This is a genomic window from Streptomyces sp. NPDC047853, assembly GCF_043204535.1.
GTDB lineage: Bacteria > Actinomycetota > Actinomycetes > Streptomycetales > Streptomycetaceae > Streptomyces.
Genome location: NZ_JBIDCI010000021.1, coordinates 80,548 through 103,951, shown reverse-complemented (window position 1 = coordinate 103,951; position 23,404 = coordinate 80,548). Strand labels below are relative to the sequence as shown.

Genomic DNA, 23,404 nt, shown 5'->3' with positions numbered 1-23,404 from the left:
AGCGCCGATGGTACTGCAGGGGGGACCCTGTGGGAGAGTAGGACGCCGCCGAACAATTATTGCGAGAAGACCCCGCACCGGGAACGGTGCGGGGTCTTCTGCGTTTAGGGTCGTCTTATGCGCTATGAACTGGTCATCTTCGACAACGACGGTGTTCTCGTCGACAGCGAGCCGATCTCCAACCGGCTCCTGGCCGGCTATCTGACCGAGCTGGGACACCCGACGTCGTACGAGGACTCCCTCCGGGACTACATGGGGGGAGCGATGCACCGCGTGCATGACCTCGTGCTGGAGCGGACCGGGCGGCGGCTGCCCGACGACTTCGACGACGTCTTCCACCGGCGGGTGTTCGCGGCGTTCGAGCGCGACCTGGAGCCCGTGCCCGGGGCCGTGGACGTACTCGGGAAGCTCGCGGCGGACGGGACGGCCTTCTGCGTGGCCTCCTCCGGGAGTCACGAGCGGATCCGGGTGGGGCACCGGAAGACCGGGCTGGACCGGTGGTTCGGAGACGAGCGGATCTTCAGCTCCGAGGACGTGGGGCGGGGAAAGCCCGCACCGGACCTGTTCCTCCACGCGGCCGAGCGGATGGGCGTCGCACCACAACGGTGTGTCGTGATCGAGGACAGCCCGCTCGGCGTGCGGGCGGCCCACGCCGCCGGCATGGACGTCTACGGGTTCACCGCGATGACGCCGCCCGCGAAGCTCGCCGTGGCCGACCGGCTCTTCGGCGACATGGGGGACCTGGTCGACCTGCTGCAGTGACCCACCGCGGTGAAGCTGAGCCGGATTCATCTTTGGCTGGATCTACCCACGGGTAGGCGGGGGCCCTACGCTCGCCGCCATGACTGATGTGCTGCGGCGCGGCAGGGTCTCGTTGGCGTTCGGCTTCTTGGCCCAGGGCGTCGCCTTCGCGCTGCTCGTCACGCGCATCCCGGCCGTCCAGGAGCAGTACGGCGTGTCCGACGCGCTCCTGCCCGTCTTCCTGGCCGCCGTGCCCGTCCTCGCCGGTGTCGGCAGTGTGGTGACCGAGCGGTGGGTGCGGCGGACACCGCCGAGCCGGGTGCTGCGGTGGTCCCAGCCCGTGGTGCTCCTGGCCCTGCTCGGCGTGGGGGTGGGGGACCGGCTGGCGGTGCTGGCCGTCGCGCTGGCCGTCTTCGGGCTCGCGGTGGGCGCGTTGGACGCGTCGATGAACATGCTGGGGGTGAGCCTGCAGCGGTCGTACCGGCGCAGCATCATGCTGGGGTTCCACGCGGCGTACAGCCTGGGCGGGATTCTGGGCGCCTCGCTGGCCTGGGCCGGTGCGCACTGGGGTCTGGCGTTGTGGGTGTCGTATCTCCCGGTCGTGGCCGTGCTGTTGCCGGCCGCGCTGGTGGGCAGCCGGTGGTACGTCGACGGGGAGGACGGGGTGGGTGGGGCGGCCGGGAGTCAGGGGCCGCGGAAGGGGGAGCGTGCGGGCGTCGGCTTCGCCGTGCTGTTGCCGCTGTGCCTGGTGATGACGTTCGCGTACATCGGGGACTCGACCGTCTCCAACTGGAGCGCGAAGTACCTCCAGGACGTGCTGGGGAGTTCGGAGCAGACGGCGACCGTGCCGTACAACGTGTACATGGTGACCACGCTGGTGGGGCGGGCCGTCGGGGACTTCGGTGTGCGGCGGTTCGGGGCCGTGGCCGTGGTGCGGGTGGGCGCGGTCGTCGCGGCGTGCGGGTTCGCGGTGGTGGCCGGGGCGCCGGGGGCGTGGGTGGGGATGCTCGGGTTCACGCTGGTGGGGCTGGGGTTGTGTGTGCTGGTGCCGCAGACGTTCGCGGCGGCCGGGCGGCTCGCAGCGGAGCGGGACGGCCGGCCCGGTGCGTCCGACGCGGCGGTGGCGCGGCTCAATGTGTTCAACTACGTCGGTTTTCTGATCGGTTCGCCGCTGGTCGGGGCGCTCGGGGATGTCTGGAGCTACCGCGGGGCGATGCTCGTACCGATGGTGTTGGTGCTGGTGACGGTCGTGTACGCCCGGTCGTTCGAGGCTCAACCGGACCGATACGGTGGCGGGCATGAGCGGTCGCGCACAGCTGATGTGGGACGAGGCGGTAACGGGCTATGACTTCGGGCCGGAGCATCCGATGGACCCGGTCCGGCTCGCCCTGACGCGAGGACTGGTCGGTGCCCTGGGGATCGACCGCGAGGTGGAGGTCGTCTCGGCGCGGCCGGCCGGGGAGTCGACGCTGCGGCTCGTCCACCGGCAGGACTACATCGACGCGGTGAAGGCGGCTTCGGCCGAACCGGGTTCGGCGGACGGGTCGTACGGGCTCGGGACGGTCGACGATCCGGCCTTCGCGGGGATGCACGAGGTGTCCTCGCTGATCGCCGGGCAGTCGGTGGGGGCCGCGGAGGCGGTGTGGCGGGGGGAGGCGTCGCACGCGGTGAACTTCGCGGGCGGGCTGCACCACGCGATGCCGGGCGCGGCCTCGGGGTTCTGCGTGTACAACGACGCGGCGCTGGCGATCGCGCGGCTGCTGGAGCTGGGGGCCGAGCGGGTCGCGTACGTCGATGTGGACGTGCATCACGGGGACGGCGTGCAGGCGGCGTTCTGGGAGGACCCGCGGGTGCTGACGGTGTCGCTGCACGAGCATCCGCGGACGCTGTTCCCGCAGACCGGGTGGCCGGAGGAGACCGGGGCCGACTGCGCCGAGGGATCGGCGGTGAACGTCGCGCTGCCGGCGGGGACCGGGGACGCGGGGTGGCTGCGGGCGTTCCACGCGGTGGTGCCGGAGGTGCTGGCCGACTTCCGGCCGCAGGTGCTGGTGACGCAGCACGGGGCGGACACGCACTTCGAGGATCCGCTCGCGCACCTCGCGGTGTCGCTGGACGCGCAGCGGGCGGTGCAGGTGGCGTGCCACGAGCTGGCGCACGAGTACGCGGAAGGGCGGTGGGTGGCGCTGGGCGGGGGTGGATACGCCGTGGTGGACGTGGTGCCGCGGTCGTGGACGCACCTGGTGGGGATCGCGGCGGGGCGGCCGGTGGAGCCGGAGACGGTGATCCCGGAGGGGTGGCGGCAGGAGGTGTTCGCGCGGACGCGGCAGCTCGGGCCGATGCGGATGACGGACGGGCGCTGGCCGGTGTCGTGGGCGGCGTGGGAGGCGGGCTACGACCCCGCGGACCGGTTGGACCAGGCGGTGGTGGCGGCTCGGCGGGCGGTGTTCCCGTTGCGGGGCCTGCTGGCGTGACGGTGCGGGCCCTACCGGGGTGAGCCGGGGTGAGGGGGTGAGCGGGGCGCGGTGAGCGCGACGGTGTGCGGGCCCGGCGTCGCGGGGGTGCTCCGCCGGTGTGTCTCCCACGCGTGCGCCTGCGCCGGGGAGGTTACGCCGACCGTGGGTGGATTCCGGCGTTCCTCGTCGCGGGGGCCGGTGGAACCGGCAGCATCGGGTGCGTGCTGACCCGTGAAGCTCTTCGGGCCCATCTTCTGGACGCCGGTCTCGCCGGGGTCGTGGCGACCTCGCGCGAGGTGAGTCTGCGGAGTTACCGGTTGTTCGCCGCACGGGATCCGCGGGCGCTGATCGGGATCGACCCGGTGCGGGACTGGGGGCCGCGGGAGCTGCTCGGACTGATGGCGGAGAGATGCGGGGTCTCGGCCGACCCGCGGCACACCTCGGGCCAGGACGTGATCGACCCGGACCGTACCCTGGCCGCCCTCGACGCCTTCGCGGGCCGGCTCGCGGCGGTCGCTCAGCGTGGCGCACCGGTCCTCCTCGGCACCGGGCACCCGCACCGGCTGCTCGGCTTCTACGCCGCCTTGGCCCAGGCGCTGTCGGCGGCGGGATGTGCTGTCCTCACCCCGGCGCAGGGTCGCCGTGTCGACATAACGACCCGGTTCGGTCTACGCACGTACCGCCTCGACTACGACCGGGGAGTCGCGTTGGTGCGGGAGCCCGGTACCGGGCGCGCCGGTGGTGAGCCCGGCGCACACACGCATTCGCCGCTCCCGGTTCGTACCGCGCTGGCCGTCGCGGCCGAGGGCGGGGGGCCGTTGCCCGAGCTGGTGATCGGGGACCACGGCTGGGTCTGCGGAGCAGGTCAGCTGGGGTTCGAGGCGATCGGGCCGGCCGACACGGACGATCCCGCGCCCTTCGTCGGCCAGGCGGAGGGGTCCGTGTCCGTCGTCGTTCCCCTTGATGACGCTGTGCGTTCCGAGTACTACCGTCCGCTCACCCGCTACGTACTCAATCGGGCCTGTCTGTCACGGTAGGGAAGCGATGGGTGCACCTCTTCCCCATTCGCATCACCCGCCCCTACATTGGGGAGTGAGCACGCAGCGACGAAGAGTCACCGGAAGGGGAAGCCGGTGGCCGTCGAGTGCGGAAGGTTCAGGTGTGTCATGGCTGCAGCAGGCGAAAGGCCTCTGAACGAGGTTCAGTTCCTTACCGTGGCGGAGGTCGCCTCGGTGATGCGCGTGTCCAAGATGACCGTGTACCGGTTGGTGCACAGCGGTCATCTGCCCGCGATCCGGGTGGGACGGTCGTTCCGTGTCCCGGAGCAAGCGGTTCACGAGTACCTCCGCGAGAGCTACGTGGGGGTGGAAACGGCCTGACGGTGGCCCGGGGGAGGCTCTCCGGGCCCCAGGGCTCATCGGGGCTCATCAGGACCTCTCCCGGCCTCCCGGACCCCCTCGGCACCTCGATTACGACCTCAGCGCTCGGGCGGGTAGGCTGACCCCTCGTAGGTCGTGTGGGCCCATGGCGCCCAACAACCGAGTGATGAGAAGTGAGCGAGGGTAGTCGTGGGCTCTGTTATCAAGAAGCGGCGCAAGCGGATGGCCAAGAAGAAGCACCGCAAGCTGCTCAAGCGCACGCGCGTTCAGCGTCGCAACAAGAAGTAAGCGACGCTGCGCCGTCAGCGTGTCCTGTGGCCCCCCACCGCGTCCGGTGGGGGGCCACAGTCGTGTCCGGCGCGGGGCTCGGCCGTATCCGCGAATTCTCGTCACGTGCCGCGTCCGGTGGTGGTCGCCGTGCGACACCGACCGGCTAAGTTGGCCCGCAGACGGGAACGCGGCAGGGTACGGAGCGAGGCGGAAGGAAGGCGCTGATCTTGGGCAAGGTCGTGCTCGTGACCGGAGTGGCCCGGCCGCTGGGGGGCCGGTTCGTGCGGCGCATCCAGCGCGATCCCGACGTGGACCGGGTCGTGGCCGTGGACGCCGTCGCGCCCGAGCACCATCTGGGCGGCGCCGACTTCGTGCAGGCCGACATCCGGCAGTCGGCCATCGGCCGGGTGCTCGCCGAGACCCGCGCCGACACGGTCGTCCACCTGGACGTCACGGGTACGCCGCTGGTCAGCGGCAGCCGTACGTCGGTCAAGGAGACCAACGTCATCGGCACGATGCAGCTGCTCGGTGCCTGCCAGAAGTCGCCGGCCGTGCAGCGGCTCGTGGTGAAGTCCAGTACGAACGTCTACGGGTCCGCTCCGCGCGACCCGGCCGTGTGCACCGAGACCACCGCGCCCAAGTCCCTGCCCAGCGGCGGCTTCGCCAAGGACGCGGTGGAGGTCGAGGGGTACGTGCGCGGGTTCGCGCGCCGGCGTCCCGACGTGGCGGTGACGGTCCTGCGGTTCGCCAACATCCTGGGCCCGGGCGCGGACACCCCGCTCGCCTCGTACTTCGGGCTGCCGGTGCTGCCGACGGTGTTCGGTTACGACCCGCGGCTGCAGTTCGTGCACGAGGACGACGTGATCGAGGTCCTGCGGATCTCCTCGCACGAGCCGCGGCGGGGGACGCTGAACAGCGGCACCTTCAACATCGCGGGCGACGGCGTGCTGCTGCTCTCCCAGTGCTCGCGCCGGCTGGGCCGCCCCACGGTTCCGCTGCTGCTTCCCGCGGTCACCTGGGCGGGCACGCTCGTGCGTACGCTGGGGATGACGGACTTCTCCCCCGAGCAGATCCGGCTGCTCACCCACGGGCGGGTGGTGGACACGACGCAGATGCGCGAGACGCTGGGTTTTCGGCCGAAGTACACGACGGCCGGGGCGTTCACGGACTTCGCGCGCGGCCGCGGTGCCGGACTGCTGCCGCCCCAGGCCCTCGCGGGGGCCGTCGACCGGATCGCGGAGCTGTCCCTGCGGGGCAGCGGCCCCCTCCCGACGCAGAGCGCCAACTGAGGAGCGCAGCAACGATGGCGGACGCCAAGGTCATTCCGTTCGACGACGACCGGTCGCGGGGGAGCGGCACCAGCGGTGGCGGCGCGGCGGCACAGCGCCCGGCGCGGCGCCGTGGCGCGGGGAGCCGGCCCAAGGGCGCGGCGGAGTCCGCGCCGGTGCGTGAGGTGGCGCCCCTGCCGGTGCGGGGTGCCGCGCAGGATGATGCCCGTGCGACGGAGGAACCGCAGGAGAGGCCGGGCGAGGCCGAGCCGCGTGCGGAGGGCGGGGACAGCGGCCTGGAGCGGCGGATCGCGGGCGGCCTGGCCTTCCTGCGCCGCCGGCTCACCGGTGACTACGAGGTCGACGACTTCGGCTACGACGCCGAGCTCACCGACCAGGTGCTGATGTCCCTGCTGCGGCCGGTGTACGAGAAGTACTTCCGGGTCGAGGTGAAGGGCGTGGAGAACATCCCGGCCGAGGGCGGTGCGCTGATCGTCGCCAACCACTCCGGGACGCTGCCGCTGGACGGCCTGATGATGCAGGTCGCCGTCCACGACCACCATCCGGCGGACCGGCATCTGCGGCTGCTGGCGGCGGACCTGGTGTTCGTGCTGCCGGTGGTGAACGAACTGGCCCGCAAGCTCGGCCACACCCTGGCCTGCGCGGAGGACGCCGAACGGCTGCTCGGTCAGGGCGAGCTGGTCGGCGTGATGCCGGAGGGGTTCAAGGGCATCGGCAAGCCGTTCGGCGAGCGCTACAAGCTGCAACGTTTCGGCCGGGGCGGCTTCGTGTCCACGGCGCTGCGGCAGGGCGCGCCGATCATCCCGTGCTCGATCGTGGGCGCGGAGGAGATCTACCCGATGATCGGCAACGCCAAGACCCTGGCGCGGTTGCTGGGCTTCCCGTACTTCCCGCTCACGCCGACCTTCCCGTGGCTGGGCCCGCTCGGCGCGGTGCCGCTGCCGACGAAGTGGACGATCCAGTTCGGCGAGCCGATCCCGACGGACGGCTACCCGCCGGAGGCCGCCGACGACCCGATGCTGATGTTCAACCTGACCGACCAGGTACGGGAGCAGATCCAGCACACGCTGTACAAGCTGCTGGTGCAGCGGCGGTCGGTGTTCTTCTGAGGTGGGGTGTCGCGTGCCGATGGGTGCGGTGAGTCGGCGGACGGAGTCCGGCGCGGCTGCGTGAAGCCCGCGGAGCGGTGCGAGGGCAGCGGGCGGGAGGGGCCAAGCTGCTGGTGCAGCGGCGGTCGGTGTTCTTCTGAGGCTCGCGGTCTTCTTCTGAGGCTCGTCGTACGCCGACGGGGGCGCCCCTCGTGGGAAGGGCGCCCCCGTCGGCGTACCAGCCGTGGATCAGTCCGCGTCCTCCGCCTCGATGCCCAGGCCGGGCAGCAGGCCGGGGAGGAGGGGCGGCAGGGTCACGTCCGGCTCGGTGGGCGGGGTGTTGCCGCCCGTGGACGGAGAGGCGGGACCGCTGTCCTTCGGCGGGTCGAGCAGGCCGCCCGTGTTGCCGCCGAGCAGGCCGTCCTCGGCGCTGCCGGAGCCGGCCGACTCGCTGGGCGCACGGCTGTCGCCGCGCCCCCGGTCGGGCGTGCCGTCGCCGCCGGTGCTGGGCGTCGACGTGCGGCCGGAGCCGGGGGTGTCGGTGGTCGCCGACTCGGAGCCGCCCCGTCGGCCGCCGTCACCGCCGCCGCTCTCGCCGTCCTGGGCCGGTGGCTGCGGCAGCATGGACTGCAGCGGGGCCACGTCGTCCTCTATGGCGGCGAAGACCGATGACACCTGTTCGCTGACGTCCCCGAGCTGTACGGGCAGGCGCTCGCGCAGTGCTCCCCAGGCCTCCCGGTGGGAGCGGGAGAAGGCGGAGAGTGCCTGCATGGGGGCCAGCGACCCGGGGTCGCGCGCATAGGCCGCGCTGAGCAGCCGGTGGCCCTCGGACGCGTCGTGCCGCATGCCGGACAGGGCGCGGCGGATCTCGCCGAGGGACTCGTGGTCGAGGGGTCCGCTGCGCCCGCGCTCCATCAGCCGGCGCGCCTCGCTGAGCCGGGTCGAGGCCAGGTCCAGATAGGCCTCGCCGCGCTCGTCGTCCCCGTCGGTGAGACCGAGGCGGAAGTCCTCTATGCCGCGTTTGAGGCCGTAGAGCGAATCGCCGGGAAGGGCGTCCGAACTGGCGGCGGCGACTCCGCCGAAGGCTCCGGCGGCCACGCTCACGCTCAGTCCGCCCGCGGTGAGGCCCTTGGCCAGCCGTGAGCGCGGCCGGAACCTCTGAAGCGGGGCCGCCCGGTGGGTGCCGCGCGTCCGGCGCTGTTCGGGAACCGAAGTGGCCGCCGCCCCGCCCTCCTGGAGCATGGCCTCGAACGCGGCCACCAGCTGGGCTCGCTGGACGACCTTGACCTCGGGATCCAGCTCGGGCCGGGGCAGCGTCTCCAGACCGGTGGCTAGGGTCAGGAGACGACCCTGCTCGGTCGGTTCAACGGTGGCCTCGGCGCCTGCCGGTCCTTCGGACTGCTCGGCCGCCGCCCCGGGATCGGACTGCTCCTCCAGAGCCTGGGCGAAGGCGTTCGCCCGCCGGTGTGCCGATACGTTCGCGATCACTGGCGGCACCTCCTCTCGTCATGACGGTCGACTCCCCAGGGGGTCCTGAGGGTTGCACACCCTGATCGGAACCACCCGATCGTGTGATCGGAGTCGACCAGGGGGTGACCACAGGGAGCCTGCATCCCGCACAACGAGCGGCGTGGCACTTGGGTTACGGACGGTGGATGATCGGACCGCGGACTCAACAGACTCTCACTGGTGGTGATTTGGGGACAGCGGAGAGTTCCGGTGGGGACGGCGCCTCGGGGGCGCCGGGATCTCAGCGCACGTCGTCCGGGAGCAGCCGGGCCAGGGTGCGCACGGCCCGGTACTGGAGCGTCTTGATGGCGCCCTCGTTCTTGCCCATGACACGGGCCGTCTCGGCGACCGAGAGGCCCTGGAGGAAGCGCAGGGTCACGCACTCCTGCTGCTGCGGGTTGAGCCGGCGCACCGCCTCCAGCAGGGCGGCGTTGGAGAGGGATTCGAGGACGGAGTCCTCGGGGGACCGCTCGACCTCGTTGGCGTCGAGCATCTCGCCGGTGGTGACCTCCAGGCGGAAGCGGCTGGACTTGAAGTGGTCGGCGACCAGGTTGCGGGCGATGGTCACCAGCCAGGCGCCGAAGTCTCGGCCCTGCCAGGTGAAGGTGCCGATGCGTCGCAGGGCCCGCAGGAAGGTCTCGCTGGTGAGGTCCTCGGCGGTCGCCTTGCCGCCCACGCGGTAGTAGATGTAGCGGTACACGGTGTCGCTGTACTGGTCGTAGAGCCGTCCGAAGGCGTCGGCCTCGCCGGCCTGAGCCCGCTCGACCAGGTCCATCATGCGGGCGCTGTCGCTGTCCGCGGCGGGACGGCGGTGGGTGGTGGCGGCGGTCCCGGACGAGGACGACCGCGCGCGTCTGCCGACGGCGGCGCTTCCGTCGGCCAGTGCGTAGCAAGGACCGACGGGGGCGGCGGCGGAGGCGAGGGCGGGGACGGCATACGCGGTGGGGACGAAGCCGCGCAACAGGTCTTGTGCTGTTTTGACCGTTGCGCGCAGCGTAGCCAGGCCCGAGGCGTCAACCCCGACGTGTGGGTACACGGGACTCCCAGAGGCAGAGCTTCCATCACGTGCAGTACGGAACCATTCACCCGTCGTAGCGAAGGTGGGGTGCCGGAATGCGTCTGAGGAGAATAACGCTTCGTGCAGGCACTGCTACGCCCAGTTGCTCAAATCATCGATTACGTCGCTTCCGTGCCCGATTGACGCTCGATCGGATGCGACAGGATGATCGCTTGGTGACCGGAACGGTTCGGATTCCGGTTGACTACAGAGCGTGTTGTGGCCGATGTGAGAAAAGGGGACTGGAGCGGCCGGACGGGGGGTACGTCACATGGCTTGGGGCGACGGCCGGCCCGGATCAGCGGCGGCGGCGGTGCAGCGCGATGGCCGCCGCGGTGCCGCCGGCCACGGCCCCGACGCCCGCGGCCGCGGGGATGCCGACCTTGGCCGCCTTGCGGCCGGTGCGGTAGTCGCGTAGGCGCCACTCCAGCTCGCGGGCGTGCTTGCGCAGCTTGGAGTCCGGGTTGATGGCGTACGGGTGTCCGACCAGGGACAGCATCGGGATGTCGTTGTGCGAGTCGCTGTAGGCGGCGCAGCGGGACAGGTCGAGGGCCTCCGCGGCCGCCAGCGCCCGTACCGCCTCGGCCTTCGCGGGGCCGTGCAGCGGTTCGCCGACCAGCTTGCCCGTGTAGACGCCGCCGATGGACTCGGCCACCGTGCCGAGCGCACCGGTCAGGCCGAGGCGGCGGGCGATCACCTGGGCGATCTCCACCGGGGCGGCCGTGACCAGCCAGACCTTCTGCCCGGCGTCCAGGTGGGCCTGGGCGAGGGCGCGGGTGCCGGGCCAGATCCGCTCGGCCATGTACTCGTCGTAGATCTCCTCGCCGATGGTCTTCAGCTCGGAGACGCGGTGGCCCTTGACGATCGACAGCGCGGAGTCGCGGGCGTCCTGCATGTGCTCGGGGTCCTCGAGCCCGGCGAGCCGGAAGTAGGCCTGCTGCCAGGCGAACCGGGCGAGGTCGCGGGTCTCGAAGAACTTCCGCTTGTACAGGCCCCGGCCGAAGTGGAAGATCGCGGCGCCCTGCATGACGGTGTTGTCGAGGTCGAAGAAGGCGGCCGCCCGGTCGTCGCCGTGGACGGGGAAGTCCGGTTCCGCACCCGTGTCCGGAGGCGCGGACTGCGCGGACTTGCGGGCTGCCTCGGCCGAGGCCTCGCCTGCCAACACGCTCCGCGCCGTGGCGGAGCGCCTCCGGGGGGTGAGCCATCGAAGAGCGGCCATGTCCGTGAGCATAGCCAGTTTGTTCGGAGGCTTCGGAGCCGAGAGGTTCGGAGGGTGTGAACTCTGGGCGACCGGGTCGCCGCAGGAGCGGTCACCGGTGCGCGCCGGGGCGCCGGGGCGGCAGGCGGGCCGGTTCGTGCGCGGGGCTCGGCCGGCGGGGCCGTGCGCGCGAGAATGGCCGGCATGAGTCCCCTCTTCCGCCGAAAGCCCTCGCAGACCCCGCAGGCCCCGCAGGCCGCGCAGTCCCCTGAGTACTCCGAGAACCATCTCGTCACCCTCATCCGCAAACCCGGCTGCCATCTGTGTGATGACGCACAGCTCGTCGTCGAGAAGGTCTGCGCCGACCTGGGCGTCCCCTGGGAGGGGAAGGACATCACCCAGGACCGCGCGCTCCACGACCAGTACTGGGAGCAGATCCCGGTCGTCCTCGTGGACGGTCGGCAGCACACCTTCTGGCGTGTGAACGAGGAACGGCTGCGCAAGGCACTGACCGACGAGTCCAAGTAGTCCGGATGGTCGCTTAGGATCGATGGTGACTTGGTCTCGGGGGCGTTGATCGTGAGGAGCGTGTGCGGCTTTGCCTCCGATGGGAGAGGAGCGCGGGCGCGTATGCGCCGGTTCCCGGTTCGTGCGCCGGGGGCGCGTGAGCCCGGTCACGTTGGCCGGGCAAATCGGACACCATCTTTGTGCACGCGTTCACAAAGACATAGCCTGCATTCGACGGGGCGGTCATGTAGGGACGTATGACCGCCTACAGCCCCGCTCTACCCGCAGGAGCACCGTGGCAACTGGCCGAACACACCGACCGGCGACCCGCAGCCGAGGGATTCCCGAGGCCACCGTCGCCAGGCTTCCGCTGTACCTCCGAGCCCTCACCGCACTGTCGGAGCGCTCGGTGCCCACGGTCTCCTCCGAGGAGCTGGCGGCCGCGGCGGGAGTCAACTCCGCGAAGCTGCGCAAGGACTTCTCCTACCTCGGCTCCTACGGGACCCGGGGCGTCGGCTACGACGTCGAGTATCTCGTCTACCAGATCTCCCGCGAGCTGGGGCTCACCCAGGACTGGCCGGTTGTGATCGTCGGTATCGGTAACCTCGGCGCCGCGCTCGCCAACTACGGCGGTTTCGCCTCCCGCGGGTTCCGGGTCGCCGCGCTCATCGACGCCGATCCGGGAATGGCCGGAAAGCCCGTCGCCGGCATCCCGGTGCAGCACACCGACGAGCTGGAGAAGATCATCCAGGACGACGGTGTCTCCATCGGTGTGATCGCGACGCCCGCCGGTGCCGCCCAGCAGGTCTGCGACCGGCTCGTGGCCGCCGGCGTCACCTCCATCCTGAACTTCGCGCCGACCGTGCTGTCCGTGCCGGACGGCGTCGACGTGCGCAAGGTCGACCTCTCCATCGAACTGCAGATCCTCGCCTTCCACGAGCAGCGCAAGGCGGGCGAGGAGGCCGCGGCCGACGCCGGTGCCGTGCCGCGCGTCGCCGCCCGCAAGCAGCCCTCCACCGACCAGGGACCCGACGGGGACGTGCCCGCCGTGATGCCGGCATGAGTCTCCTCGTCGTCGGGCTGAGTCACCGCAGCGCTCCGGTCAGCGTCCTGGAGCGGGCCTCGCTGAACGCGGACGCCCAGCTCAAGCTGTTGCAGGACACGGTCGCCGCCGAACCGGCCACCGAGGCCGCGGTGCTGGCCACCTGCAACCGCATCGAGCTGTACGCCGACGTGGACAAGTTCCACGCCGGTGTCGCCGAGCTGTCCACGCTGCTGGCCCAGCACAGCGGGGTCGGCCTGGAGGAGCTCACTCCGCATCTGTACGTGCACTACGAGGACCGGGCCGTCCACCACTTCTTCTCGGTGGCCTGCGGGCTCGACTCGATGGTGGTCGGCGAGGGCCAGATCCTCGGCCAGATAAAGGACTCCCTGGCCCGGGCGCAGGACTCGCACACCGCCGGACGGCTGCTGAACGACCTGTTCCAGCAGGCGCTCAGGGTCGGCAAGCGGGCCCACTCCGAGACCGGCATCGACCGGGCCGGGCAGTCCCTGGTCACCTTCGGCCTGGAGCAGCTCGCGGCCGGGGCCGAGGTCCAGACCTGGGTGCGGGGCAAGAAGGCCCTGGTCATCGGCGCCGGTTCGATGTCCTCGCTGGCCGCCGCCACGCTGGCGCGGGCCGGGGTCGCCGAGATCGTGGTCGCCAACCGCACCTTCGAGCGGGCCGAGCGGCTCGCGCGCATCCTGACCGAGGGCGACGACACGGACGTGCTGGCCCGTGCGGTACCGATGGACGCGGTGCCGGACGAACTGACACGTGCCGACGTGGCCGTCTCCTGCACCGGCGCGACCGGGCTCGTCCTCACCGCCGACGCCGTGGCGGCGACGGTGGAGGGCCGTACCGGCGCTCCCGTCGCCGAGGTGGGCACCGCCGCGTCCGCCGCGGCCCCGGTCGCCGGCACGGACGCCGCGCCCGAGACGCCGCTGCCGGGTGCGGGCGCCGACGAGAACTGTCCGCTCGACCTGTCGTCCGTGCCGACCGGCTTCTCCGTCATGGGTGAGGCCGCCGTGGCCGGCATGGACGCGGCGACGCTGGAGCAGCACGGGGCGTGGGCCGCGGGCGGTACGGCGGTGGACCGGCCGCGCGAGGCCGGGCGCCCGGGCGCCGAGGCGGACGCCGAGCTGATCACCGCGCTGGCCGCGACGGCCGCGAGCGTCGGCCGCATCCCCGAGCGCCGACGGCCCGAGCCGGTCGCCGAGGCGCCGCGCCCCGAGCCCGTGCTCTTCCTGCTCGACCTCGCCATGCCGCGCGACATCGACGCCGCCGCGCACCGGCTGGCCGGGGTGCGCCTGGTGGACATCGAGTCGCTCGCCGACGCCTCGGCCGACGCGCCGATGGCCGCCGACGTCGACCTGGTCCGGCGGATCGTCGCCGACGAGGTCGCCGCCTTCGGTGCCGCCCAGCGGGCCGCGCACATCACGCCCACCGTGGTCGCGCTGCGCAGCATGGCCGCCGGCGTCGTGGCGGGCGAGATCGCCCGGCTGGAGGGGCGGCTGCCGGGCCTCGACGACAAGCACCGCGCCGAGATCACCCAGACCGTCAAGCGTGTGGTCGACAAGCTGCTGCACGCGCCGACGGTCCGGGTCAAGCAGCTCGCCGCCGAGCCCGGCGGCGCCGGGTACGCGGACGCGCTGCGCACCCTGTTCGACCTCGACCCCGAGACGGTGGCCTCCGTCTCCCGCGCCGAGAACAGCACTGAGAAGAACCGAGGGCCGGCATGACTGAGAAGGCACTGAGGCTGGGGACCAGGCGGAGCAAGCTCGCCCTGGCCCAGTCCGGGCAGGTGGCGGACGCCGTGAGCCAGGTGACCGGTCGGCCCGTTGAGCTGGTCGAGATCACGACCTACGGCGACGTCTCGCGCGAGCACCTGGCGCAGATCGGCGGCACGGGCGTGTTCGTGGCGGCGCTGCGCGAGGCGCTGCTGCGGGGGGAGGTGGACTTCGCGGTTCACTCGCTCAAGGACCTCCCCACGGCGCAGCACGAGGACCTGGTGGTGGCCGCCGTCCCGGTCCGCGAGGACCCGCGGGACGTGGTCGTCGCCCGGGACGCGCGCAAGCTGACCGACCTGCCCCGCGGGGCGCGCATAGGCACCGGCGCCCCGCGCCGCATGGCGCAGCTGAACGCGTACGCCCGCACCCACGGGCTGGAGATCGAGACGGTCCCGATCCGGGGCAACGTCGACACCCGCATCGGATACGTGCACAGCGGTGAGCTGGACGCCGTCGTGCTGGCCGCCGCCGGGCTGAACCGGGTGGGCCGCATCGACGAGGTGACCGACTTCCTGTCGGTCGACACGGTTCTGCCCGCCCCCGGCCAGGGGGCACTGGCGATCGAGTGCAGGGCGGCGAACACCGCCCAGGACGCCGAACTCGTCGCCGCGCTCGCCGAACTCGACGACCCGTTCACGCGGGTCGCCGTGACGGCCGAGCGGTCACTGCTCGCCGCCCTGGAGGCCGGCTGCAGCGCCCCTGTGGGCGCACTGGCCGACCTCCTGGCCGACGGGCAGATTGTCAAGGAAATGCGCCTGCGCGGCGTCGTCGGCACGACCGACGGCTCGACGCTGGTGCAGCTGTCCACCACCGGTCCCGTGCCCGAGACGCACGAGGCGGCACTGGCATTCGGTCGCGAACTCGCCACCGACATGCTCGCCCAGGGCGCGGCCGGTCTGATGGGGGAGCGAGCACAGTGAGCCCCACCACCTTTACCGCCGGTCCCGAACACGGGCACGTCACCTTCCTCGGTGCCGGACCCGGAGATCCGGGACTGCTGACTCTGCGCGCCGTGGAGGCGCTGTCGCACGCGGATGTCCTCGTCGCCGAGCACGAGGTGCTCGACGTCGTGCGCACGCATGCGCGGCAGGGCGTGACCGAGATGCACACGGACGCCGATCCGTCGGATCCGGGTGCAGGCACGCCCCAGCTGACGGTAGTTGACGGCTCGTCAACGACCGTGGGCGTCCCCGCCGTGCGGGATGCCGCACATCTTGTCATGGAGGCCGCGCGGGGCGGCAGGCGGGTCGTGCGTGCCGTGACCGGGGACCCCGGGCTCGACACGTACGCCGCCGAGGAGATGCTGGCGTGCGCCGCGGCCGGGGTGCCCTTCGAGGTCGTCCCCGGTATCGCGAACGCCGTCGGTGTGCCCGCGTACGCCGGTGTGCCGCTGCGGGACGCCGAGGGCGCCGACGTGCGGTTCGTGGACGCCCGTACGGCGTCGGCCCGGTGCTGGACGGAGGTGGGCGCCTCCGACGGGACCGTGGTGGTCTCGACGACGCTCGACTCGGTCGCCGCGGCCGCCGGTGAGCTGGTGTCGGCGGGCCGCAAGCCGGACACCCCGCTGACGGTGACGGTCGCCGGTACGACGACGCGGCAGCGCACCTGGACGGCGACGCTCGGCACGGTCGCGCAGACGCTGAAGCAGGCGAAGGTGCTGCCGTCCCCGGACGGTGGCCGTCCGGTGATAGCCGTGGTCGGCGAGCGCAGCGCCCCCGCCCGGCGCGACCAGCTGTCGTGGTTCGAGTCCAAGCCGCTGTTCGGCTGGAAGGTCCTCGTGCCGCGCACGAAGGAGCAGGCGGCGTCGCTCTCCGACCAGCTGCGGTCGTACGGGGCCGTGCCCAGCGAGGTGCCGACCATCGCGGTCGAGCCGCCGCGCACGCCCCAGCAGATGGAGCGGGCGGTCAAGGGCCTGGTGACGGGCCGCTACGAGTGGATCGCGTTCACGTCGGTCAACGCGGTGAAGGCGGTCCGGGAGAAGTTCGAGGAGTACGGTCTCGACGCCCGTGCGTTCGCGGGGATCAAGGTCGCGGCGGTGGGCGAGCAGACGGCGAAGGCCCTCGTGGCCTTCGGGGTGAAGCCGGACCTGGTGCCGAGCGGTGAGCAGTCGGCAGCCGGTCTGCTGGAGGACTGGCCGCCCTACGACCCGGTCTTCGACCCGATCGACCGCGTCTTCCTGCCGCGTGCCGACATCGCCACGGAGACGCTGGTCGCCGGGCTGATCGAGCTGGGCTGGGAGGTCGACGACGTCACCGCCTACCGGACGGTGCGCGCCTCGCCGCCGCCGGCCACCACCCGCGAGGCGATCAAGGGCGGCGGCTTCGACGCGGTGCTGTTCACCTCGTCGTCCACCGTGCGGAACCTGGTGGGGATCGCGGGCAAGCCGCACAACGTCACCGTGATCGCGTGCATCGGCCCGGCCACGGCCAAGACGGCCGAGGAACACGGGCTGCGGGTGGACGTCATGGCTCCCGAGCCGTCCGTCCACAAGCTGGCGGAGGCCCTGGCCGACTTCGGCCTGGCGCGCCGGGCGGCGGCCCTGGAGGCCGGGGACCCGGTGACGCGGCCGAGCGAGCGGCGGCCGGGGGCGCGCAGGCGTCGCTCCTCTACATGAGGGGTCGCTCCTCCACGTGAGGCGTCGCGACTGACTGATCCGCGGACATGGCCCGCACCCGGAACCCGGGTGCGGGCCATGTGCGTGGGGCGCCGGGCCCGTGCCGGAACTCCGTTGACAGCCGGTCGGCGGGTGCGTGTAATGGGGGCGGTGCCGCGTGGCGCCGGTCAAAGAGCAGTGGGCCGGCCGGCGATCGGGCGAGCGCCCTTCTTCAAGGGGTACGTGATGAGTTCGCACTCCGCGCCCTGACACGACGTAGCGCATCCGCACGTCGTCGTCCTTCCGCCGCCTCGCCTCTTCCCCTTTTTCCGGTTTTCCCGGCACCGTGACGTCCGTCGCGGTCCGCCGTCATGGAGACACGCAACCGTATGCCCACGCCTTTCCCGCGACCCGTCACCGCCGAGGACGGGAACCTGCTCCTGCTGACCACCACCGACGCCGGGACGGGGGCGCCGCGCACCACTCGGCTCGGACACGTCCGCCATGGGGACTCCCTCCTGGTCCTCGTCTCCGGCCCCGGTCCGGACCGCGCCGCCTGGTACCGCGACGTGCTGGCCCGTCCCCTGGTCGGTGTCGAGATCGGCACCGACTCCTTCGAGGCCCTCGCCGTGCCGACGGCCGGCCCGCTGCCCCCGGGGGTGGTGCTGGAGCGGGCCGAGCCCGAGGGATGGGAGGGCCCGGCGGAGGTCCACACGCTCGCCGACAAGCTGCTCGAGGTCCACACCTGGCTGCGGGGGCAGGTGCGTCAGGTGCGGGCCGAGACCGAGGCGCACTTCGCGCGCCGGGGTGCCGGTGCGCCGGCCGACCTCGGGCTCCAGATCCGGCAGCGGTGCCTGGCGTTCTGCCAGGCGCTGGAGTTCCATCACGTGAGTGAGGACGGGCACCTCTTCCCGGGGATCGCCCGTCACCACCCCCAGCTGGCCGACGTCTTCGACCGGCTCGCCGGCGAACACCGCGCGATCGCCCGCGTCCAGGCCGACCTGGCGGCGCTGCTGGCGGACATCCACATCACCGACCCGCGGCGTTTCCGTACGGAGCTGGCGGCGATGTCGGCGGAGCTGGACGCCCACCTCGACCATGAGGAGGAGGCGCTGATCCCGTTGCTGACCGACGTGCCGTGGCCGCCGGCCGGGCCGCCCGACACCCCCTAGTGGTGCCAGGCCTTTCCGCCGGTGTTGTGGATGAAGCGCTGGAGCACCTTCATGGTGGTCAGGTACTCCGCGTCGGAGATGCCGGCGTGGCGTTCCGCCCACAGCTCGCTCTGGAGGGCGGCGGCCTTCTCCTGGAAGGCCCTGCCCTCGGGGGTGAGGGTCAGGTGGCCGTCGGGGCTCTGGGTGATCCAGCCCCGCGCGAGGGTCGCGTCGATCTCCGGTTCCATCTCCTGGCCCGTGTCGAGGTAGTTCCGCAGGAGGGCGGACACCTCCTCACGGGCCTTCGGGGCGTCGGCGACCTGGTTGAGGACCCACCACTGGGGCTGGGTCGTGCCGATCCCGTCGAGGGCGGCGCGGGTGCGGTCGATGACGGCCTTGTAGGCGGCCCAGCTCCAGTAGCCGATCGGCTGCTTCACCAGTTCGGCGTCGGTGTGCGTGTACCGCATGGTCACTCCCTTGTCCGGTGTGCGTGGGAGCGACCGTAGAAGCTCGACCGGACTTGAGGTCAAGGGCGGCCGGGTCCGACTCCTCGTCGGCAAAGGCACGGGTGGGGCGGGCGTAGCGTAGGTGGTATGTCGACGTACGGATCCTTTCCCGGCACCCGGCCCCGGCGGCTGCGGAGCACCCCCGTCATGCGTCGGATGGTCGCCGAGACCCGGCTGCACCCCGCCGACTTCATCCTCCCCGCCTTCGTCCGCGAGGGCGTGAGCGAGCCGGTGCCGATCGGCGCGATGCCCGGCGTCGTGCAGCACACCCGGGACTCCCTGAAGAAGGCCGCCGCGGAGGCGGTCGAGGCCGGGGTCTCCGGGATCATGCTCTTCGGGGTGCCGGAGGACGAGAAGAAGGACGCGGCCGGTACGGCCGGCACCGACCCGGACGGGATTCTCCAGGTCGCGCTGCGGGACGTGCGGGCCGAGGTCGGGGACGAGCTGCTCGTCATGTCCGACCTGTGTCTCGACGAGTTCACGGACCACGGGCACTGCGGGGTGCTGGACGCCCAGGGGCGGGTCGACAACGACGCCACCCTGGAGCGGTACGCCGAGATGGCGCAGGTCCAGGCCGACGCGGGCGCCCACGTGGTGGGGCCCAGCGGGATGATGGACGGGCAGATCGGTGTCGTCCGGGACGCGCTGGACCAGATCGGGCGGGAGGACGTCGCCGTCCTCGCCTACACGGTCAAGTACGCGTCCGCCTTCTACGGCCCCTTCCGCGAGGCCGTCGGGTCCTCCCTGCGGGGGGACCGGAAGACCTACCAGCAGGACGCCGCCAACGCGCGGGACGCGATGCGGGAGCTGGCCCTCGACCTGGAGGAGGGCGCCGACATGGTGATGGTGAAGCCGGCCGGCCCCTACCTCGACATCCTGGCCAAGGTCGCCGAGGCCTCGGACGTGCCCGTCGCCGCCTACCAGATCTCCGGCGAGTACTCGATGATCGAGGCCGCCGCCGAGAAGGGCTGGATCGACCGCGACCGGGCCATCATCGAGGCGCTCACCGGCATCAAGCGGGCCGGCGCGCGCAACATCCTGACCTACTGGGCCACCGAGGTCGCTCGCACGCTGCGCTGAGCGACCTCCCCCGGTGCTTCGTGCAGGGGGTGCGGACACCCCTTCAGTGGCTGAGCGCCGCGTCCATGTCGGTCTGCCAGTAGGTGACCGTCAGCGCGGTGTCGACGTACACGCCGCCGGAGGGCATGGCGACGGTGGCGATGGAGCCGTCCTCGAAGGGGATCGTGAGGGTGTCGGTCCGGTAGCCGTTCTCGCCGCTGCCGTCGCCGGCCGACAGCAGGACCCCGGCGTAGCCGGCCTCACCGGGCTGGACGCCGGTCAGCGACTGCGGCTTGGTCGACTCCGCGACCGGCGGCACCGACTGCGCCTCGCCGAAGCGGGCCGCCGGGTACTGCGGGAGCATGCAGGTCTTCGAGCCGGTGTTGGTGGCGGTCAGCAGCAGGTGGTTGAGCGGGCGGGGCACCTCCGTCGCGGTGATCTCGACGTCGGCCGCGGAGCACTTGCCGGGCAGGTCGGAGTCCTTGTCACCGGTGCCGCCCGAGGTGCCGGACGAACCCGAGGTGCCGGCGGAGCCGGAGTCGGAAGCGCCTGCGGAACCGGTGGAACCGGCGGAACCGGTGGAGGCGGCCGAGCCTGCGGAGCCGTTCGTCTCCTTGGTGCCGTCGGCCTCCGTGTCCCCGGCCGACTCCTTCCCGCCGGTGGGCTGTTCGCTCTGCTGTCCGGCCGGGGCGGCGGAGGACGGGGACGAGGCGCCCGTGTCCGATCCGTCGCCCTCGCAGGCCGTCAGGGCGAGCGCGGCCAGCGCGACGGTGGTGGCGGCGAACAGGCGGGTACGGGTGGTGCGTGCGGACATGACTGGTGCCCCTTCGGGAGGAGTTGGGGTGAGCCGCTCGGCCGTCGGCCGGGAGCGGCTGCTTGGATGACCACAGCTTGGGGCCGGGTCCGTCCCGGTCGCCAGCGGTGCCGGAGGATGCGGGACAATGGGATGCCGGGACGGCTCTGACCTGGGGGAACGGCATCCTGCTGGGACGCCGTACGGGGATGCGGGGAGAGGGAGGAACGGGTGGCGGGGGACGATTTCGCGGGACTGCTGCGGGAGTTGAAGGAGCGGTCCGGGCTCAGTTACGGAGCACTGGGCAAGCGGCTGCACATGAGCGCCTCGACCCTCCACCGGTACGTCAGCGGGGAGGTCGTACCCACCGAGTTCGCCCCGGTCGAGCGCCTCGCCCGGGTGTGCCGGGCGACCCCCGACGAGGTGCTCGAACTCCACCGCCGCTGGATCCGCGCGGACGCGCTGCGTGGCGTGAAGAAGGAGGAGGGGAGCGCCCCGAAGGGGGCGGGAACCGCCGGGTCGCACGCGGTGGGGGACGCCGAAGTCGCCGAAGTGGCCGAAGTCGCCGAAGTCGAAGTCGCTGATGTGGCTGATGTGGCCGATGTGGTCGAGGGGGCCGAGGTCGCCGGGGCCGACGACGCCTTCGGGGCGGGCGCGGACGGCACCCCGCCGCTCCCGCCCGCGCAGCCCGCCCCGCAGGCGCCACGCCGCCGGGTGCCGCGCAGTGCCCTGTACGCCGCGATCGGCGTCGTAGCCGTCAGTGCGGCCGTGGCCCTGGTGGTCAACCTGGTGCCGGGCACGGGTGGTGACGAAAGCGGGCGCCGCGGACCGGCCGGGGCTGCCGCGCGGGCCTCCGTCTCGGAGTCGGCGACCGCCACCCGGTCGGCGTCCCCCAGCCGTTCCTCCTCGCCGTCCCCCTCCGCGTCCGCGTCGGCGCCCCGGTCCGCCTCACCCTCCGCGTCCGCGTCCGCGCGGGGCGGGAGCACCGCCGGGCCGAGTCGCCGCGCTGCCGACACCGGCCCTCCGCTCACCGTGTCGACCACCCCGTACTACTGGGACACCCCCTGTGAGCACGCGTTCCTGGTGGACCGCAGTCCGAAGAACGTGCTGCCGCCGCCGCCCCAGCAGGACGCGGTCGGCTGGGCCACCGCCTACGGCGCGGTCTCGGCGAACCGGCAGACGGCCGTCCTGACCGTGCAGGGAACCGGCGCGGAGACCGTGGTCCTGACGGGCCTGCACGTGCGCGTGGTGAGCAGCGGGCCGCCGCTGGACTGGGACCAGTACGTGATGGGCAACGGCTGTGGCGGCCAGGTGGACCCCAAGGACTTCGACGTCGCCCTCGACCTGGGCAACCCCCTGGTGATGCCGGTCGGCGGGCAGCGGAACTTCCCGTACAAGGTGAGCGAGTCCGACCCCGAGGTCTTCCGGGTCGACGCGCACACCAGCGGCCACGACGTCAGCTGGTACCTGGAGCTGGAGTGGTCGAGCGGAGGGCGGGAGGGCACGGTGCGCGTCGACGACAACGGCCGTCCGTTCCGCACCAGCGCCTCCAAGGACAGCTCCTACTACGCGTATCCCCTCGGCAGCGACGCCTGGGAGTTCGTCCCGGCCGAGTGAGGCGGGCGGGGCCGGGGCGCCGGAGGGGCCGAACACGCGGCGGTCGTAGGGGTGTCCGGATCGCGGAAAGCCGCGTGTAGACGGCACGCGGTTTCCTAGGGTGCGGGCATGACCGTGACTGAGAACGCGCCCGCACCCTCCGCCTCCCCGCCGCCGCCGCTCGCCGCACGGGCCCGGTCGATCGGCGGGTCGCCCGTACGGGACATCCTCGCCGTCACCGCCCGCCCCGAGGTGATCAACTTCGCGGGCGGGCTGCCGGCTCCGGAGCTGTTCGACGCGGAGGGCATCGCCGCCGCGTACCGGGACGTCCTCGCCGAGCAGCCCGCGCGGGCGCTCCAGTACTCGACCACGGAGGGCGAGCCCTCGTTGCGGGCCGCACTGGCCGCCCGCACCTCGGTCCGCGGGCTGGACACCGACCCCGACGACCTCCTCGTCACCACCGGTTCGCAGCAGGCCCTGTCGCTGCTCGCCACCGCCCTGATCGAACCCGGCGACACCGTCCTCGTCGAGAACCCCTGCTACCTGGCCGCGCTCCAGGCCTTCGGCTTCGCGGGCGCCCGGGTCGTCGCGGTGCCCGGGGACCAGGACGGCATGGACCCGGAGGCGCTGGAGGAGCTGGTGCTGCGCGAGCGGCCCAAGCTGCTCTACACCGTCCCCACCTTCCAGAACCCCACCGGCCGCACCCTCCCCGCCGCGCGCCGTGCCGCCGTGGCCGAGATCGCCGGCCGCTGCGGTCTGTGGATCGTCGAGGACGACCCGTACGGGGAGCTGCGCTTCGAGGGCGAGCGGCTGCCGTGGATCGCCTCCCACGAGGGGGCTCGGGACCGGACCGTGCTGCTGGGCTCCTTCTCCAAGGTCATGGCGCCCGGCCTGCGCCTCGGCTGGCTGCGGGCCCCCGCCGCGCTGCGCCGGGCCTGTGCGGTGGCCAAACAGGCCGCCGACCTGCACACCCCGACGGTCAACCAGCTGGCCGCCGCCCGGTACCTGGCCGACCGGGACCTGGACGCGCACGTCGCCCGGGTCGCCGGGGCCTACGGCGCACGCCGGGACGCGATGCTCGCCGGTCTGGCGGACGCGCTCCCGGCGGGGTCGGTGTGGAGCCGTCCCGAGGGCGGCATGTTCCTGTGGGCGCGGCTGCCGGACGGCCACGACACGACCGCCCTGCTCCCCGCGGTGGTCCGGCACGACGTGGCGTACGTGCCCGGCGCCCCCTTCCACGCCGGGGAACCCGACCGCGCGACGCTGCGGCTGTGCTTCGTGACGCAGACGCCGGACGAGATCACGGAGGGGCTGCGGCGGCTGGGGGCGGCGCTGCGGGAGGCGGCGCCGCGGGGGGCGTAGGACCGGTCCTAGGACGAAGAGCCG

General features: G+C 72.5%; 22 protein-coding genes. 17 read left to right on the top strand and 5 right to left on the bottom strand.

Annotated features, from left to right (window positions below; all coding sequences use genetic code 11):
• Positions 1–117 precede the first annotated feature (117 nt).
• From ACGF5T_RS30405 to ACGF5T_RS30370, 8 genes are all read left to right on the top strand, one after another.
• Entirely contained in the window at positions 118–762 is a 645-nt protein-coding gene (locus ACGF5T_RS30405) for an HAD family hydrolase (protein WP_366769048.1), read from the top strand.
• A gap of 79 nt (positions 763–841) precedes the next feature.
• Complete coding sequence (locus tag ACGF5T_RS30400) at positions 842–2,089, top strand: MFS transporter (protein ID WP_366769047.1); 1,248 nt, start codon at positions 842–844, stop codon at positions 2,087–2,089.
• Positions 2,040–3,212 carry an acetoin utilization protein AcuC gene (locus tag ACGF5T_RS30395; protein WP_366769046.1) on the top strand — a complete coding sequence of 391 codons (1,173 nt, stop codon included), beginning with the start codon at positions 2,040–2,042 and terminating at the stop codon, positions 3,210–3,212. The genes ACGF5T_RS30400 and ACGF5T_RS30395 overlap by 50 nt, the downstream gene beginning before the upstream one ends.
• Before the next feature lie 203 nt (positions 3,213–3,415).
• On the top strand, positions 3,416–4,231 hold the full coding sequence (locus tag ACGF5T_RS30390) for a phosphatase (protein WP_366769045.1): 816 nt from the start codon (positions 3,416–3,418) through the stop codon (positions 4,229–4,231).
• 129 nt (positions 4,232–4,360) lie between these two features.
• Entirely contained in the window at positions 4,361–4,573 is a 213-nt protein-coding gene (locus ACGF5T_RS30385; protein ID WP_004984898.1) for a helix-turn-helix domain-containing protein, read from the top strand.
• Positions 4,574–4,762: 189 nt separating this feature from the next.
• Positions 4,763–4,861, top strand: a complete 99-nt coding sequence (locus tag ACGF5T_RS30380; RefSeq protein WP_003948845.1) for a 30S ribosomal protein bS22 — start codon at positions 4,763–4,765, stop codon at positions 4,859–4,861.
• A gap of 209 nt (positions 4,862–5,070) precedes the next feature.
• Positions 5,071–6,132, top strand: coding sequence for an NAD-dependent epimerase/dehydratase family protein (locus ACGF5T_RS30375; RefSeq protein ID WP_366769044.1), 1,062 nt, complete (start codon positions 5,071–5,073; stop codon positions 6,130–6,132).
• A 14-nt stretch (positions 6,133–6,146) separates the two neighbouring features.
• Positions 6,147–7,241 (top strand): lysophospholipid acyltransferase family protein, encoded by a 1,095-nt coding sequence (locus ACGF5T_RS30370; protein WP_361013974.1) that lies wholly within the window; start codon positions 6,147–6,149, stop codon positions 7,239–7,241.
• Between the two features lie 228 nt (positions 7,242–7,469).
• Here ACGF5T_RS30370 and ACGF5T_RS30365 read toward each other — a convergent pair whose 3' ends face one another.
• The 3 genes from ACGF5T_RS30365 to ACGF5T_RS30355 all read right to left on the bottom strand — a co-directional run bounded on the left by ACGF5T_RS30365 (position 7,470) and on the right by ACGF5T_RS30355 (position 11,005).
• Entirely contained in the window at positions 7,470–8,708 is a 1,239-nt protein-coding gene (locus tag ACGF5T_RS30365; protein WP_366769043.1) for a DUF5667 domain-containing protein, read from the bottom strand.
• A gap of 262 nt (positions 8,709–8,970) precedes the next feature.
• Positions 8,971–9,765, bottom strand: a complete 795-nt coding sequence (locus tag ACGF5T_RS30360) for an ECF subfamily RNA polymerase sigma factor, BldN family (RefSeq protein ID WP_356609442.1) — start codon at positions 9,763–9,765, stop codon at positions 8,971–8,973.
• 319 nt (positions 9,766–10,084) lie between these two features.
• The gene (locus ACGF5T_RS30355; protein WP_356609440.1) at positions 10,085–11,005 is read right to left on the bottom strand and encodes an HAD-IB family hydrolase; all 921 of its coding nucleotides are present in this window, start codon (positions 11,003–11,005) and stop codon (positions 10,085–10,087) included.
• Positions 11,006–11,179: 174 nt separating this feature from the next.
• On the opposite strand from ACGF5T_RS30355, the gene ACGF5T_RS30350 reads away from it, so the two are divergent.
• The 6 genes from ACGF5T_RS30350 (at position 11,180) to ACGF5T_RS30325 (ending at position 18,085) form a co-directional block, all read left to right on the top strand.
• Positions 11,180–11,512: a glutaredoxin family protein gene (locus tag ACGF5T_RS30350; protein ID WP_356609438.1), complete on the top strand. Its 333-nt coding sequence runs from the start codon at positions 11,180–11,182 to the stop codon at positions 11,510–11,512.
• A gap of 274 nt (positions 11,513–11,786) precedes the next feature.
• Positions 11,787–12,554, top strand: coding sequence for a redox-sensing transcriptional repressor Rex (locus ACGF5T_RS30345; protein WP_356609436.1), 768 nt, complete (start codon positions 11,787–11,789; stop codon positions 12,552–12,554).
• Complete coding sequence (locus ACGF5T_RS30340; protein ID WP_366769042.1) at positions 12,551–14,272, top strand: glutamyl-tRNA reductase; 1,722 nt, start codon at positions 12,551–12,553, stop codon at positions 14,270–14,272. Before ACGF5T_RS30345 ends, ACGF5T_RS30340 begins: the two co-directional genes overlap by 4 nt.
• Complete coding sequence (gene hemC, locus ACGF5T_RS30335; RefSeq protein WP_356609432.1) at positions 14,269–15,240, top strand: hydroxymethylbilane synthase; 972 nt, start codon at positions 14,269–14,271, stop codon at positions 15,238–15,240. Before ACGF5T_RS30340 ends, hemC begins: the two co-directional genes overlap by 4 nt.
• Positions 15,237–16,934 (top strand): bifunctional uroporphyrinogen-III C-methyltransferase/uroporphyrinogen-III synthase, encoded by a 1,698-nt coding sequence (locus tag ACGF5T_RS30330; protein WP_356609430.1) that lies wholly within the window; start codon positions 15,237–15,239, stop codon positions 16,932–16,934. The genes hemC and ACGF5T_RS30330 overlap by 4 nt, the downstream gene beginning before the upstream one ends.
• Before the next feature lie 368 nt (positions 16,935–17,302).
• Positions 17,303–18,085, top strand: coding sequence for a nitroreductase/quinone reductase family protein (locus ACGF5T_RS30325; protein ID WP_366769041.1), 783 nt, complete (start codon positions 17,303–17,305; stop codon positions 18,083–18,085).
• Here the strand turns inward: ACGF5T_RS30325 and ACGF5T_RS30320 are convergent.
• On the bottom strand, positions 18,082–18,531 hold the full coding sequence (locus ACGF5T_RS30320; RefSeq protein WP_366769040.1) for a MarR family winged helix-turn-helix transcriptional regulator: 450 nt from the start codon (positions 18,529–18,531) through the stop codon (positions 18,082–18,084). The two genes, ACGF5T_RS30325 and ACGF5T_RS30320, sit on opposite strands and share 4 nt — an antisense overlap.
• 126 nt (positions 18,532–18,657) lie before the next feature.
• Between ACGF5T_RS30320 and hemB the strand changes: the two genes are divergently transcribed.
• Positions 18,658–19,650, top strand: coding sequence for a porphobilinogen synthase (gene hemB, locus ACGF5T_RS30315; protein ID WP_356609424.1), 993 nt, complete (start codon positions 18,658–18,660; stop codon positions 19,648–19,650).
• A 43-nt stretch (positions 19,651–19,693) separates the two neighbouring features.
• Here the strand turns inward: hemB and ACGF5T_RS30310 are convergent, their stop codons facing one another.
• On the bottom strand, positions 19,694–20,443 hold the full coding sequence (locus ACGF5T_RS30310; protein WP_366769039.1) for a DUF4232 domain-containing protein: 750 nt from the start codon (positions 20,441–20,443) through the stop codon (positions 19,694–19,696).
• A 210-nt stretch (positions 20,444–20,653) separates the two neighbouring features.
• Here ACGF5T_RS30310 and ACGF5T_RS30305 point away from each other — a divergent pair, with 210 nt between their 5' ends.
• Both ACGF5T_RS30305 and ACGF5T_RS30300 read left to right on the top strand, forming a co-directional pair.
• Positions 20,654–22,039 carry a helix-turn-helix transcriptional regulator gene (locus ACGF5T_RS30305; RefSeq protein ID WP_366769038.1) on the top strand — a complete coding sequence of 462 codons (1,386 nt, stop codon included), beginning with the start codon at positions 20,654–20,656 and terminating at the stop codon, positions 22,037–22,039.
• A 108-nt stretch (positions 22,040–22,147) separates the two neighbouring features.
• Positions 22,148–23,380, top strand: coding sequence for a PLP-dependent aminotransferase family protein (locus ACGF5T_RS30300; RefSeq protein ID WP_356609418.1), 1,233 nt, complete (start codon positions 22,148–22,150; stop codon positions 23,378–23,380).
• Positions 23,381–23,404: the final 24 nt, after the last annotated feature.

What these genes read in the sequence shown, in the direction of transcription:
- ACGF5T_RS30405 (WP_366769048.1), top strand. Translation starts at nt 118, where the DNA reads ATGCGCTATGAACTGGTCATCTTCGACAACGACGGTGTTCTCGTCGAC.
- ACGF5T_RS30355 (WP_356609440.1), bottom strand. Translation starts at nt 11,005, where the DNA reads ATGGCCGCTCTTCGATGGCTCACCCCCCGGAGGCGCTCCGCCACGGCG.
- ACGF5T_RS30300 (WP_356609418.1), top strand. Translation starts at nt 22,148, where the DNA reads ATGACCGTGACTGAGAACGCGCCCGCACCCTCCGCCTCCCCGCCGCCG.
- ACGF5T_RS30350 (WP_356609438.1), top strand. Translation starts at nt 11,180, where the DNA reads ATGGCCGGCATGAGTCCCCTCTTCCGCCGAAAGCCCTCGCAGACCCCG.
- ACGF5T_RS30395 (WP_366769046.1), top strand. Translation starts at nt 2,040, where the DNA reads ATGAGCGGTCGCGCACAGCTGATGTGGGACGAGGCGGTAACGGGCTAT.
- hemB (WP_356609424.1), top strand. Translation starts at nt 18,658, where the DNA reads ATGTCGACGTACGGATCCTTTCCCGGCACCCGGCCCCGGCGGCTGCGG.
- ACGF5T_RS30340 (WP_366769042.1), top strand. Translation starts at nt 12,551, where the DNA reads ATGAGTCTCCTCGTCGTCGGGCTGAGTCACCGCAGCGCTCCGGTCAGC.
- ACGF5T_RS30320 (WP_366769040.1), bottom strand. Translation starts at nt 18,531, where the DNA reads ATGCGGTACACGCACACCGACGCCGAACTGGTGAAGCAGCCGATCGGC.
- ACGF5T_RS30400 (WP_366769047.1), top strand. Translation starts at nt 842, where the DNA reads ATGACTGATGTGCTGCGGCGCGGCAGGGTCTCGTTGGCGTTCGGCTTC.
- ACGF5T_RS30370 (WP_361013974.1), top strand. Translation starts at nt 6,147, where the DNA reads ATGGCGGACGCCAAGGTCATTCCGTTCGACGACGACCGGTCGCGGGGG.
- ACGF5T_RS30385 (WP_004984898.1), top strand. Translation starts at nt 4,361, where the DNA reads ATGGCTGCAGCAGGCGAAAGGCCTCTGAACGAGGTTCAGTTCCTTACC.
- ACGF5T_RS30325 (WP_366769041.1), top strand. Translation starts at nt 17,303, where the DNA reads ATGCCCACGCCTTTCCCGCGACCCGTCACCGCCGAGGACGGGAACCTG.
- hemC (WP_356609432.1), top strand. Translation starts at nt 14,269, where the DNA reads ATGACTGAGAAGGCACTGAGGCTGGGGACCAGGCGGAGCAAGCTCGCC.
- ACGF5T_RS30310 (WP_366769039.1), bottom strand. Translation starts at nt 20,443, where the DNA reads ATGTCCGCACGCACCACCCGTACCCGCCTGTTCGCCGCCACCACCGTC.